The sequence below is a fragment of the Pseudomonas sp. HLG18 genome, assembly GCF_051903985.1.
In the GTDB taxonomy this organism is placed as follows: domain Bacteria; phylum Pseudomonadota; class Gammaproteobacteria; order Pseudomonadales; family Pseudomonadaceae; genus Aquipseudomonas; species Aquipseudomonas fluorescens_BT.
Genome location: NZ_CP195831.1, coordinates 364,225 through 381,027 on the forward strand (window position 1 = coordinate 364,225; position 16,803 = coordinate 381,027).

The following is a 16,803-nucleotide window of genomic DNA, read 5'->3' on the forward strand; positions in this document are numbered from 1 at the left end:
ATTGGTCATTTTAAAATGGAGATTTGAAATGTTTAAGATGTCTCGCAAGGAGGTTTTTCGCCAGTGCAGAAGGGGAGTTAAATATGGCGTGTTATTAGCGATCTGTTATTGGGTCGTTGATTTCTGTATTCGATGGGAGGAGGCCGCAGAAGCGCGGGAGATTTATCAGAAGAAACAAGGGGCGTGCAGCAGGAAGCTGGCGGGTATGGAGCAGGTTCCGATACTTGGCGGCAGCCTGCTGGATCGGACAAAGATTCCCGGGTTCTATTTTGGATCGACATTAAGGAGCGACGGTTCCTGTATTGCCGATCTTCTTGATGGGTCATTCTGGTGGACGGGAAAAGAACTGGTTCCTGTGTATGAAACTCTTGGGGTAGAACCACCCACCAGCTGGACGCATTACCACGTAACCGCCCGGCTTTACACCAGAAGGGATACCACGAAACCGCACAATATGGGCGGGCGGCATGTGGATTGGCCGGATGAGCTGGTTGTAAAGCTGAAGAACTATCCTGGCCTGGAACTTTGGCTTACCGCGCCTCCACCCAGTATCAAAAATGAATTCTCTGTTCGAATTTTTGTTATGCAGGACTGGCGCCGGCGTGATGGAACACCACGGAAGATAAATTGTATTGGTTTAAATTCGCCCGAATCTAAAGCTTCTGCCAGTGGTTTGAGTAAAGCATATCTTTTGAAAATGGATAAGGAGCAGTTGGAGAATTTGGAGTTTGGTAGTTTGCGTACGTATTGTACGGTCGGGTTGCACCATTTCGACTTTGCAGGTGGGGATGCTCGTATACATTTGGGTACCGAGGGTTTGCGGGGGGCACCAGAAGCGCTTAAGGCTGTCAGTGACTATCTTTCACATTCAATTATTACAAGGAAGTAAATATGAGCTATATATTCAGTGATTTGGAAAAGTCGGAAATTTTGCAGGCTGCAAATATTTGTGAGGGAATGGAATTCAATGTCGAGGATGAAGAGTATTTTGCGTTGGCAATGGAGGGGCGAAACTGCGCTGTACTTTATCGCACATTGTCGAATGTTTTGGGTGAGAAATTTTTAGACGGTTCTGCGTTCGATGAGAACGTAATGGGCATCTTTAAAAACGCCAAACTCTGGCTCGATGTAGCAATTGATGCAAATGGCGGGGTGGGCGCTTACTCTGCATTGATCCGAGCCTACACCCTGCGGCAGGGGGAGTTGAGGTTAAATAAAAAAATCAGCGATTCGAAGATGCAAGAATCATCTAATCAGGTGGCTGTCAATCTCATGAATACGCTGATAAAAGGCTCCGTTGAACATGATTTGGCGCCATGGACTGTGCCCTCCATAAGCCAAATTGCAGCAATCGATGCGAGCGCTATTGGTAAAGTATTATTTCGTGAAGATGTTGATGAAATTGATACAGCTACCAGTCGTAATGCGGGATGGTCTGGAACAATCGGCTTCAGCCTGCTGGGTGGAGAAAAGCCCTATGAAACTTGGAGGTTGATCTCCGCCGGTGATCCGGATTCCCATATAAAAGGGAATCATCATCTTGCCAAGTTAAACAGGCTCGATGACCTAAAGAATATTCTGTTTGCCGTGGATTCATACGGTATAGCCTTGCAGGCAGTGATCAAAAACTTCGGGTCGAATATGGTCGAAAGCCTGTTCTCAGTCCTACCCGAACAGATAAACATCGCTCTCGCCAGTGGCAGCATCAATCCGCTGATTCAGCATGTGGTGAAAGGTACGCCCATCTCACCTATTGTCAGCCTGATATTGCGATATAACCTGAATGATTTCTTTGACATGCTCAGGCGAACCTACGACGGAAACTCGGCCGCCACGCCTACCACCGACGAAACCTTCGCCTCCAACGCCTACACATTTTTCTCCGCACTTTCTCCGTCTCAATCGCAAAGCATCGTTACCAGAACCATTGGCGAGTATGGCAGTGCCAAGGACTGGGCAACGTTGGCCAGTCAGGCAACGCCAATCGGCGCCGCGTTACGCAATTCCCTCAAGCAACTAAGCGAAATCGTGATTGAGCGGGTCGACGGTTTTTCCGAACGCGAACTGGAGCTTTACGATCCCGAAACGGGGGAGGGTTTCATCACTGAGCAGTGGCTTGCCGATCGTTCTGAAATGCTGGCCCGGCTGATTTCCCGAACCAATGGATCGTTCGGTCGAAATACTGTCCAGACCTTTTCCTATTCGGATTTGGCTTCGGGCAAACAGGCCCCGATGACCACAGGCGTCTCAAACCCTCTGGTCATGTTTGGTGATGACGGCGGTCGATCATTTGGTGGCGGAACGAATACCGATCATCTTTACGGCGGTGGCGGCAACGATTCAATCAGCGGACTTTCCGGTAATGATTTTATCCAGGGGGCTCGCGGTAACGACTTTTTGAGTGGAGGCGATGGGAATGACGCGTTGCACGGGATGGTTGGTGATGATGTTTTGGTGGGTGGAAAGGGCAACGACTCTCTTACGGGAGGGGTGGGTAACGATCGATACGAGTTCTCCAGCGGAGATGGAGTCGACGAAATTTTTGATGCGGACGTTGGGGGCCGGTTGCTGATAAATGGACTTCCGATCCAACCTCTCGAACGAAGTGCTCCGCTCAGCAATATCTGGCTTACGGAAGATCGAGCCATCAGCTTGACGCTCATTGAAGATCAGGCTGAAAACACGCTGAACATTAAATACGGACTGAGTGATCTCATCGTCGTAAAGAACTTCAAGCCGGGGATGCTCGGCATTGATCTTCCTGATTACCAGGGCCAGACGTTCCCCGCTCCCGATCTGGTCCTTCAGGGCGACTGGAAAGTCAAAGATAACGACCCAAATGTTCGCGGAGATCAGCCTTCCTTTGATGAGTGGGGCAACGCCGTGCATTTGCCCAATGTTAAGCAGAGGAACAAAGCCGACCTGCTTTACGGATCACCGAAAGATGACCTCATCGTTGGTCTTGGCGGGTCTGATCGATTGTTCGGCAAAGAAGGCAACGATCGTTTATTCGGCGACAAGCAGACGACGCTGGAAAATGCATTTGCCGATGCAACAAAAGGAAAGGCCAGCCGTGGCGACTGGCTGGATGGTGGGCAGGGTGATGACCTGCTTGTCGGCACTGCCTCGCGAGACGTGCTGCTCGGCGGCAACGGTCGCGACACGCTGATCGGTGGAGCAGGTGATGACAATTTGTCCGGTGATCAAACAACCGGAGCACATGAGCAAAATTGGACAGTCAAACGCATCGACGTTCCACTCAGTGATGGCGTCATCAGCATGCGTAGCGTCTTTGACAGATTTTCATTAAATAGTCCCACCGAGGGCAGTGACGACATCCTCTATGGGCAGGGTGGCCGAGATTTTATTATTGGTGGCTGGGGAGATGACCTGCTCGATGGCGGAAGTGACGATGACACGCTGTGCGGCGAAGAGGGTAATGACACGCTGGCTGGCGGGAGTGGCAATGACACATTGCTGGGAGACAACCTGGATTGGGGGGGCGGTCTCGACAGTCGCCATCATGGCAACGATTTGTTGGCGGGTGGCAGTGGCGATGACTCCCTTGCCGGAAACGGTGGTAGCGACGTGTTGTACGGCGGCAGCGGCAATGATGTGCTGAAAGGTGATGACGAGGTGCTGCGAGGCGTTTCGGGTGATGCTGCAGACTTTTTCGGAAGTGATTTTCTGGATGGCGGTGAGGGAAATGACACCCTTTGGGGCGGCGGTGCCGGTGATTCGCTTTTCGGTGGCGGTGGGAATGACGAATTGGTCGGTGATTACCATGAACACCCGATTCGTTATCACGGTGATGATTATCTTGATGGCAGTACGGGAGACGACACACTCCGTGGATTGGGTGGCTCCGACACACTGGTAGGCGGATCAGGTGCAGATGCTCTGGATGGTGATGAGCCTGGCTTGAAAGCGGGCGGAACCAATGATGACCACATTCAAGGTGATGCAGGAAACGATACGCTCTGGGGAGGTTTGGGCGCCGATACGCTTTTGGGCGGTGCCGATGATGATTTTTTGATGGGGGACTACGAGCAAACATCCGAAGCAGAACATGGCGCCGATTATCTTGACGGCGGTTCAGGCAACGACACTTTGCTGGGCGGTGGCGGAAACGACACGCTGGTTGGCGGGGAGGGAGTCGATTATTTGCGCGGCGGCCCTGGCGATAACGTGTTTGAGGGTGGTGCCGGCAACGATTATCTGGAAGGGATGCAGGGTAACGATGTTTTCTACTTCGGAGTGGGCGATGGAGTGGATGTTGTTAGCGATACAGGTGGCAACAATGTCGTAAGTTTTGGCGGTGGATTTTCTGCTGAGAGCTTGCAGGCCGAGATCGTCAATCTTGATGCGGGCACAGCGTTGCGGCTGTCGAATGGTACTGGTGACGCGCTTCTGATTCGTCACCATGAAAATTGGGCAAGTTCTACGTTCAGGTTCAACGATGGTGTGATCCTGAGTTTCAAGGATGTAATCAAATTAACGGTGCAACCGGTAGATGTAACGGATCCGTCTGCGACATTTGCTGCGGTACCCGATCCCGAAAAAAAGCAGGACATTGAGAGTGAGAGCGTAGCAGTCGTCCAGACACAGCCCGATGACTTAGCTCCTTCTACTGAGAAGGAAGGCAGTGAAACGGGTCGTCACACCGGGTGGGATAGCCTTTTTCTTTCGGAACTGAACACAAAGCGCTCAGCGGCCCGGCAGGCATCAGGATTTGCACTGAACGATCAGGGTGTTTGGGTTAGAAGTCATATTGCTACCGACGAAAGTGGCTATGCCATTAGCGCCGAACTGATCCATGAGGACGTTGAAGCCGGAGTCTTTTCCAGAACACCCGAGTGGATGGGGGCGATTGCCGCTGACGCCGTGGTGACTGAAAGGCAGTCAATCTCTGCAACGAAAACTACATTCAAGTTTGTAAAAACTGAAGCAGCGCAATTACCAACACAAAAGCCAAAGTATTATCCGTCTGGCTCCAGTTATTCGGGGTTTTCGTTCAATTTGGGCGATGCTGTAGTCGAAGATATCGATCATTCGGGCGCCATTCAGGGGTGGTACGTGTACCCCGCTGGCAGTTTCGAAAGTCATGAAACTGTTCGTAAAGCGTTTCGCTGGAGTTCTACTACTCAAACGATCAAGCATAAAGTTGTTCATGGTAATGACGCTGGTGGCAGGGTAAATCTCGAAGTGGGAAATCTCTTTCATGGCGGTGCAGGAGATGACTTGGTGGTTACCTATGCTGGTTCGGTGCTTGAATACGGCGAGGTGAACGACAGGATCCCAGGCACATTTTTATCAGCTGGCGCAGGCAACGACACACTGCTCGGCTCCGCGGGTGCCGATTATTTGATCAGTGGGCCGGGAGAAGATTGGCTTTACGCCGAAAACGGTCCCGACACTTACATAGTTGAAGCGCATGATGGCGCAACCACCATTATTGCCGACGTGCTTAACCCTGTTTTTTTGCGCCCCGAGGTTGGAGCCTCTGGGTGGCATGAAGAGTTTGGGGGGCTTGATATTGATACCGTCGTTCTTCCGGAAGAGGCGAAACCAGATAAGTTGAAACTAACCTGGGGCGCTGTGTTGGTTGAGGCGGTAAATATTGAACTGTCACCCACCCCACCACGTGGGGCTCATAGTCGACCGCCTCGGGCCCAAATGCTGTACACCACACTCGATATCGAATGGGGCGGAACTCAAAAAGTACGAATCGTTTTGCCCAATCCGAACGATCTCAGTGGTTCCGGAATTGAACGGGTGAGGTTTGCTGACGGCTCGAGCATCAATTTTAAAGACGTCGTTAGCCGCTTAGGCATCGCCCCCGATACTTATCATCATGGCATCACCGTTCAGTACGCTACTCAGGTCAAGTCTTTTCGAGACAACCGTTTTCTACCGCTCGTGGGCGGTCGCGGTAATGACACCCTCAGCGGCACTGGTGAAATAAGAGGGATGCAAGGAGATGATCTGCTCGGCGGTGGCTCAGGCGATGACGTGCTTTACGGTGGGCCGGGCAATGACACCTTGTCCGGTGGCGGGGGCAATGATGTGTATAAATATGATGGGCTTGGGCGAGACCTGGTAATCAATGCCGGTGGCGGAACGGACGTTATAGACTTTTCGGAGGTCGGAGTGTCGATTGATCAACTCAAGTTCCACCGTGAACGGGATGATCTCGTCATCGTAGTCAGCTATGGCACGTCTCCAAAGATTCGTGTCTCCGAACACTTTTCAGGAGGCGATGCCGCTATCAGCTTCATCAGCGTTCAAGGAGAAGAGGGAGCTGTTGAAAATTACACGGCGAATCAACTCGCTGAGCTTTTGCACCCTCTACCTCCGTTACGGGATGTAGAGGATATCTTGTCGAGAAATGATGAAGAGTCGTTGCAGGCAATGAAGGAAATAATCGCGTTTTACGAGTTGAATGTTTGATCGCAGATGATTTCGCAACTGGCTCAAACTTCCCGCGACAGAGCTCGAGAGACTGCCATCGCGGGCAATGATCGGTTTTAGTATTGCGACAGATCCGCCAACGGATGCCGCCCCTCCCACACCTTGTGAAAGTGCGCCTCGACCACCGCGTCCGGCACCCGGGCGATGTCCGGCCAATGCCAGTGCGGTTTGTGATCCTTGTCGATCAGCCGCGCCCGGACCCCTTCGCTGAACTCTGGATGTCGGCAGCAATTGAGGCTCAGGGTGTATTCCATCTGAAAGACTTCGGCCAGCGACAAGTGGCGGGCGCGGATGATCTGTTCCCAGACCAGATGCGCCGTCAGTGGCGAGCCTTCACTCATGGTTTTCGCCGCACGGGCAATCAACAGATCGCTGCTGTCGCGATGCAGGCTGATGGCTTTCCAGGCGCAGATCACGTCGCTGACATCCAGCCATTCATCGATCTGCTGCCGACGCGGCAGCCATTGCGCCTCAGGTATTTGTGCCACGGCTTCCTGCTGCAACGCCTTGAGCAGGCTGTTGAGTTGCATGGCGGTCTGTTCCTGCCAGTTCAACTGCAACAAACCGTCGATCAGTTCCTGTTGCTGTTCGTCGAGCAGGAAGCGGTCGGCCAGGTCCAGATCGATCGCATCGCGGCCGTTCATGTGCGCGCCAGTCAGACCGAGGAACAAGCCGAGCTTGCCCGGCAGTCGTGACAGAAACCAGCTGGCGCCGACATCCGGGTACAGGCCGATGCTGATTTCCGGCATCGCCAGACGACTGCTCGGCGTGACGATCCGGATGCTCGCGCCTTGCAGCAGGCCCATGCCGCCACCAAGCACATAGCCATGGCCCCAGCAGATCAACGGTTTCGGGTAAGTGTGCAGGCTGTAATCCAGACGATATTCCGCGCTGAAAAACTGCGCAGCCAGCGGCGGCACTTCGCCGGGATGGGCGCGGCAGGCTTCTACCAGACTGCGCACCTCGCCGCCGGCACAGAAGGCCTTGGCGCCGTTGCCGCGCAGCAGCACGCAGACGATTTGCGGATCCTTGGCCCAGGCGTTCAGTTTGTCGCTCAGGGCGTGGATCATCGGCAGGGACAGCGCATTGAGCGACTTTTCGGCATCCAGAGTGGCCACGCCGATGCGCGCGCCGTCGGTGCCGGTCAGTTCTTCGAAGTGCAGATTCATCGTGACCTCGATCGGGAATTTGAACGATCAGTATGACCGCTGCGTGGGAAAGTGCCGGATCTGCGTCAGATCAATTGACAAGCGTGGTCGGCTTTCCTAGGGTTCGCCCCAATTGTTTTTGCCGGATGTAACCATGACTGCTGACGACCGTATCAAACTCGAACCGAGCTGGAAGGAGGCACTGCGTGCTGAGTTCGACCAGCCCTACATGGCAGAGTTGCGCACTTTTCTGCAGCAGGAGCGGGCGGCCGGCAAGGAAATCTATCCGCCGGGCCCGATGATCTTCAACGCACTGAACTCGACGCCGCTGGACAAGGTGAAAGTGGTCATCCTCGGCCAAGACCCGTACCACGGCCCGGGCCAGGCCCACGGCTTGTGCTTCTCGGTGCAACCGGGCGTGCCGGCGCCGCCGTCGCTGGTCAACATCTATAAAGAGTTGAAGCGCGACCTGAACATCGACATCCCCAACCATGGCTATCTGCAGAGCTGGGCCGATCAAGGCGTGTTGATGCTCAACACCACCATGACCGTCGAGCGCGCCAACGCCAATGCGCACAAGGACAAGGGCTGGCAGTTTTTTACGGACCGGATCATCGAGGTGGTCAGCCAGCGCCAGCCGCATCTGGTGTTCATGCTCTGGGGCGCGCATGCCCAGAGCAAGCAGAAGCTGATCGACGCCACCAAGCATCTGGTGCTGACCTCGGTGCATCCGTCGCCGCTGTCGGCCTATCGCGGGTTCCTCGGCTGCGGGCATTTCAGCCGCACCAACAAGTTCCTAGAGCAGAACGGCGAAGCGCCGATCGAGTGGCGCCTGCCGTCGGTTGTTTAAATAATCTTCTGAAGTCTCTCGGGTGGTGAGAGCCGCCCGTCGGATTGCTTCATCTACCTGTTATTTCTGACAGTAGATATAAAGGTGAAACCCGCGTTTAGTTGTGCAGTCGGCGTCACAGGCGACTGTGCTGGTAAACAATGGAGCGGGAGATCGTCATGAATGATTTGAACATCGATGATGTAAAGTCCTTTCCGAAGGCATTGGGAAGTCTTTTTGCAAGAACTACGCGGTTTGATCCAACCGACCCTCTGAGCGTAATCGACACTAAAGATGTTTTTCTCCGCAATGAAGGCGTCTATTACACCGCAGGTGGTAGGGTCGCTACTTCTGTCTTCTTCACGTCGATTATTTTTGAGTTACCACAAGGTCTCGCGATTGGCAAGCACACTCTCGGGCCCGGCGGTATCGGCGTTCGCTATTTCGTTGATGACGGTGGTGGCAGTGGTGGCCAAGAATACTTCCGAGCGTTTGAGGGAGAGATCACGTTCACTGGAGTCGCCGAAGGTAGGCGTTATCAAGCCTCAAATTTTCAATTTAAAGCTCGCATCGGCTCGGCTGGTAAAACGGTAGAAGTGATGATGGGGAAACTCGATATTTCCTGATTGGGCCAAGAATACGCTTCGAGGCATGCTCTTCCGTTCTTGAAGCGTATTGGGCGTCTACATGATTTACGGGCATTCCCCGTTTCTATTCCAATACTTGAACAACGGTTCCGCCAGAAACAACACGAACAACAACCGCATTACCTGCATCGCCGTCACCAGCGGCACTGACAATTGCAGGGTTTCCGCCGTCAGGCTCATCTCGGCGATCCCGCCGGGCATCATGCCCAGGGTCAGCGAACGCAGATCCAGATGCGTCATTGCACTCAGTCCCAACGCCGCCAACGTCGCGATCAACATGGTCAGCGCCGTGCCGATCAACGTGCGTCCCATAAACGAGGGCGCCCGGCGGAAGAACTGCCGGTTGAAGTGACAACCCAGCCCGCTGCCGATCAGCCATTGGCCGATCTGGCTGCCGCCATTGGGCAAACCGATGTGCAGATCCCAGCCGATGCTCACTGCCGCGCTGACCAGCAGCGGACCGAACAGCCATGGGTTGGGTTGACGCAGACGTTGCCAGAGCCAGGCGAGCAGGCCGCCCGCCGGAAAAAGAATCGCCAGCCAGCGCCAATCGACGCTGCCGGCGTGAGAAGTCGGGGCGCCATCGCCCAGCAGATACTTGAACGCCGCCGGAACGCACAACACCACTACCAGCACCCGCAAACTCTGCCCGGCCGCGACATGGCTGAGCATCGCGCCGTTGCGTGCGCCGAGGTTGACCATCTCACCGGAGCCGCCGGGCATGCTGGAGAAAAACGCCGTGGCGCGATCCTCGCCGGTGCGGCGCATCAGCCACACGCCGACCACCGCCGAGAGGCTGGTGACCAGCGCGCCGAAGAAGATCAAGCCGAAGTGGCTGAGCACCTGCTCCATCACCAGCGGGGTGAAGTGCAACCCGATACCGATCCCGACGATCCACTGGCCGCATTTGCGGCCGCCAGGGATTTCGGCCAATTGCCACGGAGTCAGGCAGCGCACCAGGATGATCGCCAGCAACGAGCCGACCATCCACGGTAGCGGCCAGCCGATCTGGCTGGCGATGTAACCGCCAAGCAGACCGACCAGCGGGGTTCCCCACCAGGATTTGAGGGAAGACCGATCAAACATCGGCAATGGCGCGTTGCGCAGCCGAGCGTTTGCGCCAGATGCGCAGCAGCGGCATCAGCAACATGATCGCGGTCAGCACCCAGACGCCGAAGGTGATCGGACTCGACCAGAGGATTTCCAGGGCACCGTTGGAGATCGACAGTGCGCGGCGCAGGTTCTGCTCCATCAGGCCGCCGAGGATGAACCCCAGCAAAACTGGCGACAGCGGGAAGTCCAGTTTGCGCAGGATGTAGCCGAAGATGCCGATGCCGACCATCAGGAACAGGTCGAACGTGGTCGCGTGCACGGCGTACACGCCGATCCCGGTAATGATCGCGATCACCGGCACCAGGGCCCAGTTCGGCACGGCGAGGATGCGGGTGAAGATGCGGATCATCGGGATGTTCAGGATCACCAGCATGATGTTGGCGATGAACAGCGAGGCGATCAGGCCCCAGACGATGTCCGGCTGTTGCTGGAACAGCAGCGGGCCGGGGGTGATGTTGTACAGCGACAGAGCGCCGATCATCACCGCCGTGGTGCCGGAACCCGGTACGCCGAGGGTGAGCATCGGCACCAGCGCGCCGCAGGCGGAGGCACCGATCGCGGTTTCCGGCGCAGCGAGGCCGCGGGCGTCGCCCTGACCAAACTTGCCGCTGGCACCGGCGATGCGTTTCTCGGTCATGTAGGCCACGGCACTGGCCAGCGTCGCGCCGGCGCCCGGCAATACGCCCATGATGAAACCGAGCAGGCCGCAACGGATGTTCACCACGAACACCGACGCCGCTTCCTTGAAGTTGAACATCATCCGCCCGGTGGCTTTCACCGCTTCCTGGCCGCGATGGGTTTTCTCCAGCAGCAGAAGGATTTCGCTGATCGAGAACAGGCCCAGTACCAGCACCACGAACTGAATGCCGTCGGTCAGGTGAATGTTGTCGCCGGTAAAACGATACACGCCGCTGTTGGCGTCGATGCCGACGCTGGACAGGAACAGACCGATCAACGCCGCAATGAACGTCTTCAGTGGTCGGTCACCGGCCATGCCGCCCAGGCAGACAATCGCGAACACCATCAGGACGAAGTATTCCGCCGGCCCGAAGGCAATCGCCCATTTCGCCAGCAGCGGGGCGAACAGCACCATGCCGCAGGTGGCGATGAACGCACCGATGAACGAGCTCCACGCCGACAGCGACAGCGCGACCCCGGCCAGACCCTGGCGGGCCATCGGGTAGCCGTCCAGGGTGGTCATCACGGTGGAGGCTTCGCCGGGAATGTTCAGCAGGATCGAACTGATCCGGCCGCCGTATTCGCAGCCCAGGTACACCGCCGCCAACAGGATCAGCGCCGACTCCGGCGGCAGGCCCAGGGCGAAAGCGATGGGAATCAGCAGTGCCACACCGTTAATCGGTCCCAGGCCTGGCAGCAGGCCGACCACGGTGCCGATCAGCGTACCGGTCAGCGCCGTGACCAGGTTGTACGGGCTCAGCGCGACGCCGAAGCCCTGTCCCAAATATCCGAGCGTATCCATATCAGTTCTCCAGAACGTCGAGCAGACCGAGGGGCAGCGGTACGTCCATCAGACGGTCGAACAGCAGGTACAGACCGATGGCCATCAGCGTGGTCACCACGATGCTGGGCAACCAGCGGCCGCCGTACAGGCGCGCCATCGGGACGCCGATCAGGCAGCTGCTGAGGATGAAGCCCAGCGGCTCGAACAGACCGGCGAACACCAGCAGCAACAGCACGCAGATGCCGATCTTGGTCAGGGTTTCGCGGTCCAGCGGTGGCTCGTCTTCACTGTGTTTGATCGGCGCCGGGCGAAACACCATGTACAGCAGCGCCAGGCTCATCAGGCCAAGCATCAGCAGAGGAAACGCCCGCGGGCCGACCGGCTCGTAGGAAAACGCAGCCTGATAGGGCCACGCCATCAGTGCCAGGCCGGCACAGGCCAGCAGTAACACCGAGGCAAAAATGCGTTGAATCAGCATGAGGAACTCCTGGGCCACGACCTCGATGCGCGAGGCCACGGCCGCTAGACAGAGACGATCACTGGATCAGGCCGAACTCTTTGGCCAGCACTTTGTAATCCGCGACTTGCTTCTTCACGTAGGTGTCCAGCTCCGGGCCGGTCATGGCGAACGGGAACAGTTCACGCTGATCGCGCAGCTTGGCGAACTCTTCGGAAGCCAGCAGTTTGTCGAAGGCACCTTTCCACCAGGCGTAGTCTTCATCGCTGACTTTTGGCCCGAGGTAGAAGCCGCGCACAACCGGCCAGACGATGTCGTAGCCTTGCTCGCGAGCGGTAGGGATGTCTTTCATTTCCGGCTCGTCCAGACGGTTTTCAGCGAACACGGCCAGCAGGCGCATGTCACCGCTCTGGATGTGCGGCATGGAGTCGGAGATGTCGGTGCTGCCGACCTGGATGTGGCCGCCGAGCAGGGCGGTGGCGATCTCGCCGCCACCTTCGAGGGCAACGTAACGCAGGTCGCGTGGGTTGATCCCGGCAGCTTTGGCGATCAGTGCAGTCTGCATCCAGTCCTGGCTGCCGACAGTGCCGCCGGAGCCGATGACTACGGCACTCGGATCTTTCTTCAATGCCTGAACGAGATCATCCAGGGTCTTGTAGGGCGAATCGCTTTTCACTGCGATGGCACCGTAGCTGGTGCCGACCGCCGCCAGCCAGCGTACGTTGGTTTCATCGAAACGGCCGAACTTGCCTTGCGCCAAGTTTAACAGCGAACCGCTGGACCAGGCCACCAGCGTACCGGCGTCCGCCGGGCGCTGAGCCACGACGGCGTTGTACGCAACAGCACCGACACCGCCGGGCATGTAGGTCACGCGCATTGGTTTGGTCAGCAGCTTTTCGTTGACCAGCGCGCTTTGCGCCAGTTTGCAGGTCAGGTCGAAACCGCCGCCGGGGGAGGCCGGGGCGATGCATTCCGGGCGCTTGGGTTCGGCCATCAGTTGGCCGGCGAACAGCATGACGCCAGCGGCCAGAGCAACTTTACGCAGTGATAAGTTCATCTAAGTCTCCTTGGGAGTTGTTGTTATGGACGTACTGAATTACCAAAGGGCAACGCTATAGCTCACCAGCAGACGCACTTCATCGGCATCGCGAGCGGAGTAGTTGGAACGGTAAGTGGCATTACGCAAACGCACGGCAACGTCCTTCAGGGCGCCGCTTTGTACTACATATTTGATCTCGGTGTTGCGCTCCCACTCCTTGCCTTCATCGCCGTTCTTGAGCTTGATGTTGTCACCGCTCAGGTAGCGGCTCATGAAGCTCAGGCCGGGGATGCCGAGTCTGGCGAAGTCGAAGTCGTAACGGGCCTGCCAGGAGCGTTCTTCGGCGCCGGCGAAGTCGTTGATCTGCACGAAGTTGACCAGGTACGGGTCGCTGCCATCGACATAGGGGAAGGCGCTGTCGCCGGACATGTGCTGATAGCCGGCGGTGAACTTGTGGCCGCTCAGGGCATAACTGACCAGGCCGTTGAGCGAGCGGTTGTCGATCTCGCCGCCACGGGCTGCGCCCTGATCGTCACTGACGGCAAAACGCAGGTCGGTGGCGAAGGTGCCCGGTCCCATCGGCCGCGAAGCGACCAGTCCGAAGAAGTGCTGGTTGTAGACGTCGTCGAGTTGGGCGAAGTGGTAGCTGCCGGTGATCTTGTCGGTGAACTTGTAGTCCACGCCGGCAAAGTCGAAGTGCCTGCCGGCGACGGTGCCGGCGAAACGGCCGTTCTTGTTGTTGAGGGCAATGTCCTCGAAATCGGTGCTGTCGCGGTCCTTGGCTTTCTCCAGACGTCCACCGGTGAAGGTCAGGTTCTTGATCTCTTTGGAGGTCAGTAAACCGCCTTCGAAGGTCTGCGGCAGGATGCGCCCGTCGTTCGGCTTGAGGATCGGCAGTTCCGGAATCAGGCTGCCGATCTTCAATTCGGTGGCGGAGATCTTCACTTTGCCGGTCAGGCCGAGTTTGGAGTACTCGTCCGCCGCGCGACCGTCATCGTGGGTCGGCAGCAGGCCGGTGCCGGTGCGGTCCGGACTCGAATCGAGCTTGACCCCCAACATCCCCAGTGCATCGACACCAAACCCCACGGTGCCGTCGGTGTAGCCCGATTGCAGGTTGAGCATGAACCCCTGTGCCCACTCGTCGCGCTTGGACTGCTGGGCGCTGGTGCCATCGCGAAAGTCGCGGTTGAAATACATGTTGCGGGTTTCGAAGGTGGCGGAACTGTCTTCGATGAAATCGGCGTAGCTCATCGGTGCGAAACCGGCGAGGGCGGCGGCACCGGCAAGAGCGGCGGGGCTGAAACGGGAAGGACGAACAGGCTTAAGAGCCTTGGTCTGCAAGGACGGCATGCGAGGTGTACTCCGTTTATTGTTCTTATTGGTCGAAAACGCTTCGAGGCGTTTTTCGTATCGCTGTGTGGCATCAGCGACGGCAGTCGGAACTGTCCGTGGCCCGACTCTAACGGGCTAACCTTTCGCTAACCTTTCAGCTGACTTTCCCGGATTTCGGGCTTCACAGCGGCGGTTGCGGCTGTAAACTCCGCGGCAAAGAATGGCGTCGGCCATCCCTGAATGAGGTAAAGCTCCATGCGTGTTCTGCTCGTCGAAGACCATCTGCAACTGGCCGAAAGCGTTGCCCAGGCGCTCAAGAGCACCGGTCTGACCGTGGACGTGTTGCACGATGGCGTGGCTGCCGACCTGGCGCTGGGCAGCGAGGAGTACGCGATGGCGATCCTTGATGTCGGCCTGCCGCGCATGGACGGATTTGAAGTGCTGGCGCGTCTGCGGGCCCGGGGCAAGAACCTGCCGGTGCTGATGCTGACGGCTCGCAGCGACGTCAAGGATCGGGTCCACGGGCTAAATCTGGGTGCTGACGATTATCTGGCCAAACCTTTCGAGCTGACCGAACTCGAGGCTCGGGTCAAAGCCTTGCTGCGCCGCAGTGTGCTGGGCGGCGAACGCCTGCAGCGGTGTGGTGTGCTGGCCTATGACCTGGAGACCCGGCGCTTCACCCTCGGTGAAGAACTGTTAACCCTGACCTCCCGCGAACAGGCGGTGCTCGAAGCGCTGATCGCCCGTCCCGGCCGGGTGATGAGCAAGGAGCAACTGGCTTCGCAAGTGTTCGGTCTCGACGAGGAGGCCAGCCCCGACGCCATCGAAATCTACGTGCACCGCCTGCGCAAGAAGCTCGACGGTCATGCAGTGGCCATCGTGACTTTCCGGGGCCTGGGTTATCTGCTGGAAAGCCGCGATGCATAAGCCCAGCAGCCTGCGCTGGCGGTTACTGTGGAACCTCGCGCTGTTGTTGGTGGTATTGATGCTGGCCAGCGGATTGAGCGCTTACTGGAACGGTCGCGAAGCCGCCGACACCGCTTACGACCGCACACTTCTGGCGTCGGCGCGGACCATCGCCGCCGGCCTTTCGCAGCGGGACGGCAGTCTCAGTGCCGACGTGCCTTATGTGGCCCTCGACACCTTCGCCTACGACAGCGCCGGGCGCATCTATTACCAGGTCAACGACATCCATCAGAAGTTGATTTCCGGTTACGAAAACCTGCCCGGCCCGCCGCCGGGAACGCCGAGAACCGACAGCTATCCGGCGCTCGCGCGTTTTTACAACGCCACCTATCAGGGCCAGAACGTGCGTGTGGTCAGCCTGTTGAAAGCGGTGACCGAACCGAACATGAACGGCATGGCGGAAATCCGTGTCGCCGAAACCGACGAAGCGCGTGTCAGCATGGCCCGCAGTCTGGCGGCCGATACCTTGTTGCGGCTGGGCATGCTGGCAATTGGCGCATTGTTGCTGGTGTGGTTTGCGGTCAGCGCGGCATTGCGACCGATCGAGCGTTTGCGCACGGCGGTCGAGGAGCGTCAGCCCGACGATCTGCGGCCCTTGCCGCTGGTGGAGGTGCAGCACGAATTGTGGCCGCTGGTGCGGGCGCTCAATCACTTTACCGAACGCTTGCGTGGGCAGTTCGAACGACAGGCGCAATTCATCGCCGATGCCGCCCACGAACTGCGCACGCCGCTGGCAGCGCTCAAGGCCCGTCTTGAATTGGGGCTTCGTTCCGGCGAGCCGCAAATCTGGCGCGAGACACTGGAATCTTCGGCACAAAGCACTGATCGACTGACCCATCTGGCCAACCAGTTGCTGTCGCTGGCGCGGGTGGAAAACGGTGCCCGGGCGATTGCCGAGGGCGGCGCGCAGTTGCTGGATCTGAGCCAGTTGGCCCGGGAACTGGGCATGGCCATGGCGCCTCTGGCTCATGCGCGCGGTGTGGCTTTGGCGCTGGAAGCGGACGAGCCGGTCTGGCTGCGCGGCGAGCCGACGTTGCTCAACGAACTGCTGAGCAATCTGGTGGACAACGCTCTGGCGCACACGCCATCGGGCGGCAACGTGATCTTGCGGGTGCTGTCGCCGGCCGTGCTTGAAGTCGAAGACGACGGCCCGGGCATTCCTCAGGATGAGCGTGACCGGGTATTCGAGCGCTTCTACCGGCGCAACCAGCAGGTTGCCGGCTCCGGGCTGGGTCTGGCGATCGTCGGGGAGATCTGTCGCGCCCATCTGGCGCAGATTACCCTGCACGATGGCGAGCCCGTGGGGTTGAAGGTGCGGGTGAGTTTTATCGCAGGCTGA

12 protein-coding genes are annotated in these 16,803 nt (G+C 57.7%); 6 read left to right on the forward strand and 6 right to left on the reverse strand.

Annotation, left to right across the window (positions count from 1 at the left end; translation table 11 throughout):
• Positions 1–28 precede the first annotated feature (28 nt).
• Positions 29–889: a hypothetical protein gene (locus tag ACSPX5_RS01780; protein ID WP_439820845.1), complete on the forward strand. Its 861-nt coding sequence runs from the start codon at positions 29–31 to the stop codon at positions 887–889.
• 2 nt (positions 890–891) lie between these two features.
• A complete protein-coding gene (locus ACSPX5_RS01785) occupies positions 892–6,450 on the forward strand; it encodes a calcium-binding protein (RefSeq protein ID WP_439820846.1) in 5,559 nt (1,852 codons plus the stop codon).
• Positions 6,451–6,527: 77 nt separating this feature from the next.
• Here the strand turns inward: ACSPX5_RS01785 and ACSPX5_RS01790 are convergent, their stop codons facing one another.
• On the reverse strand, positions 6,528–7,640 hold the full coding sequence (locus ACSPX5_RS01790) for an enoyl-CoA hydratase/isomerase family protein (protein ID WP_323161594.1): 1,113 nt from the start codon (positions 7,638–7,640) through the stop codon (positions 6,528–6,530).
• A 133-nt stretch (positions 7,641–7,773) separates the two neighbouring features.
• Between ACSPX5_RS01790 and ung the strand changes: the two genes are divergently transcribed.
• Complete coding sequence (gene ung / locus ACSPX5_RS01795) at positions 7,774–8,469, forward strand: uracil-DNA glycosylase (RefSeq protein WP_323161595.1); 696 nt, start codon at positions 7,774–7,776, stop codon at positions 8,467–8,469.
• Between the two features lie 158 nt (positions 8,470–8,627).
• A complete protein-coding gene (locus ACSPX5_RS01800; RefSeq protein WP_439820847.1) occupies positions 8,628–9,074 on the forward strand; it encodes a hypothetical protein in 447 nt (148 codons plus the stop codon).
• Positions 9,075–9,140: 66 nt separating this feature from the next.
• Here ACSPX5_RS01800 and ACSPX5_RS01805 read toward each other — a convergent pair whose 3' ends face one another.
• Genes ACSPX5_RS01805 through ACSPX5_RS01825 form a run of 5 tightly spaced genes read right to left on the reverse strand, consistent with a single transcriptional unit; the run spans position 9,141 to position 14,516 of the window.
• Positions 9,141–10,181 (reverse strand): AbrB family transcriptional regulator, encoded by a 1,041-nt coding sequence (locus ACSPX5_RS01805; RefSeq protein ID WP_207867718.1) that lies wholly within the window; start codon positions 10,179–10,181, stop codon positions 9,141–9,143.
• Positions 10,174–11,688, reverse strand: coding sequence for a tripartite tricarboxylate transporter permease (locus ACSPX5_RS01810; protein WP_085729996.1), 1,515 nt, complete (start codon positions 11,686–11,688; stop codon positions 10,174–10,176). Before ACSPX5_RS01810 ends, ACSPX5_RS01805 begins: the two co-directional genes overlap by 8 nt.
• Position 11,689: 1 nt before the next feature.
• On the reverse strand, positions 11,690–12,148 hold the full coding sequence (locus tag ACSPX5_RS01815; protein ID WP_169429244.1) for a tripartite tricarboxylate transporter TctB family protein: 459 nt from the start codon (positions 12,146–12,148) through the stop codon (positions 11,690–11,692).
• A gap of 58 nt (positions 12,149–12,206) precedes the next feature.
• Complete coding sequence (locus ACSPX5_RS01820; protein WP_169429245.1) at positions 12,207–13,184, reverse strand: Bug family tripartite tricarboxylate transporter substrate binding protein; 978 nt, start codon at positions 13,182–13,184, stop codon at positions 12,207–12,209.
• 39 nt (positions 13,185–13,223) lie between these two features.
• A complete protein-coding gene (locus ACSPX5_RS01825) occupies positions 13,224–14,516 on the reverse strand; it encodes an OprD family porin (protein WP_207867719.1) in 1,293 nt (430 codons plus the stop codon).
• Positions 14,517–14,753: 237 nt separating this feature from the next.
• Between ACSPX5_RS01825 and ACSPX5_RS01830 the strand changes: the two genes are divergently transcribed.
• Positions 14,754–15,425 (forward strand): response regulator, encoded by a 672-nt coding sequence (locus ACSPX5_RS01830; protein WP_169429247.1) that lies wholly within the window; start codon positions 14,754–14,756, stop codon positions 15,423–15,425.
• On the forward strand, positions 15,418–16,803 hold the full coding sequence (locus ACSPX5_RS01835) for a sensor histidine kinase (RefSeq protein ID WP_169429248.1): 1,386 nt from the start codon (positions 15,418–15,420) through the stop codon (positions 16,801–16,803). Before ACSPX5_RS01830 ends, ACSPX5_RS01835 begins: the two co-directional genes overlap by 8 nt.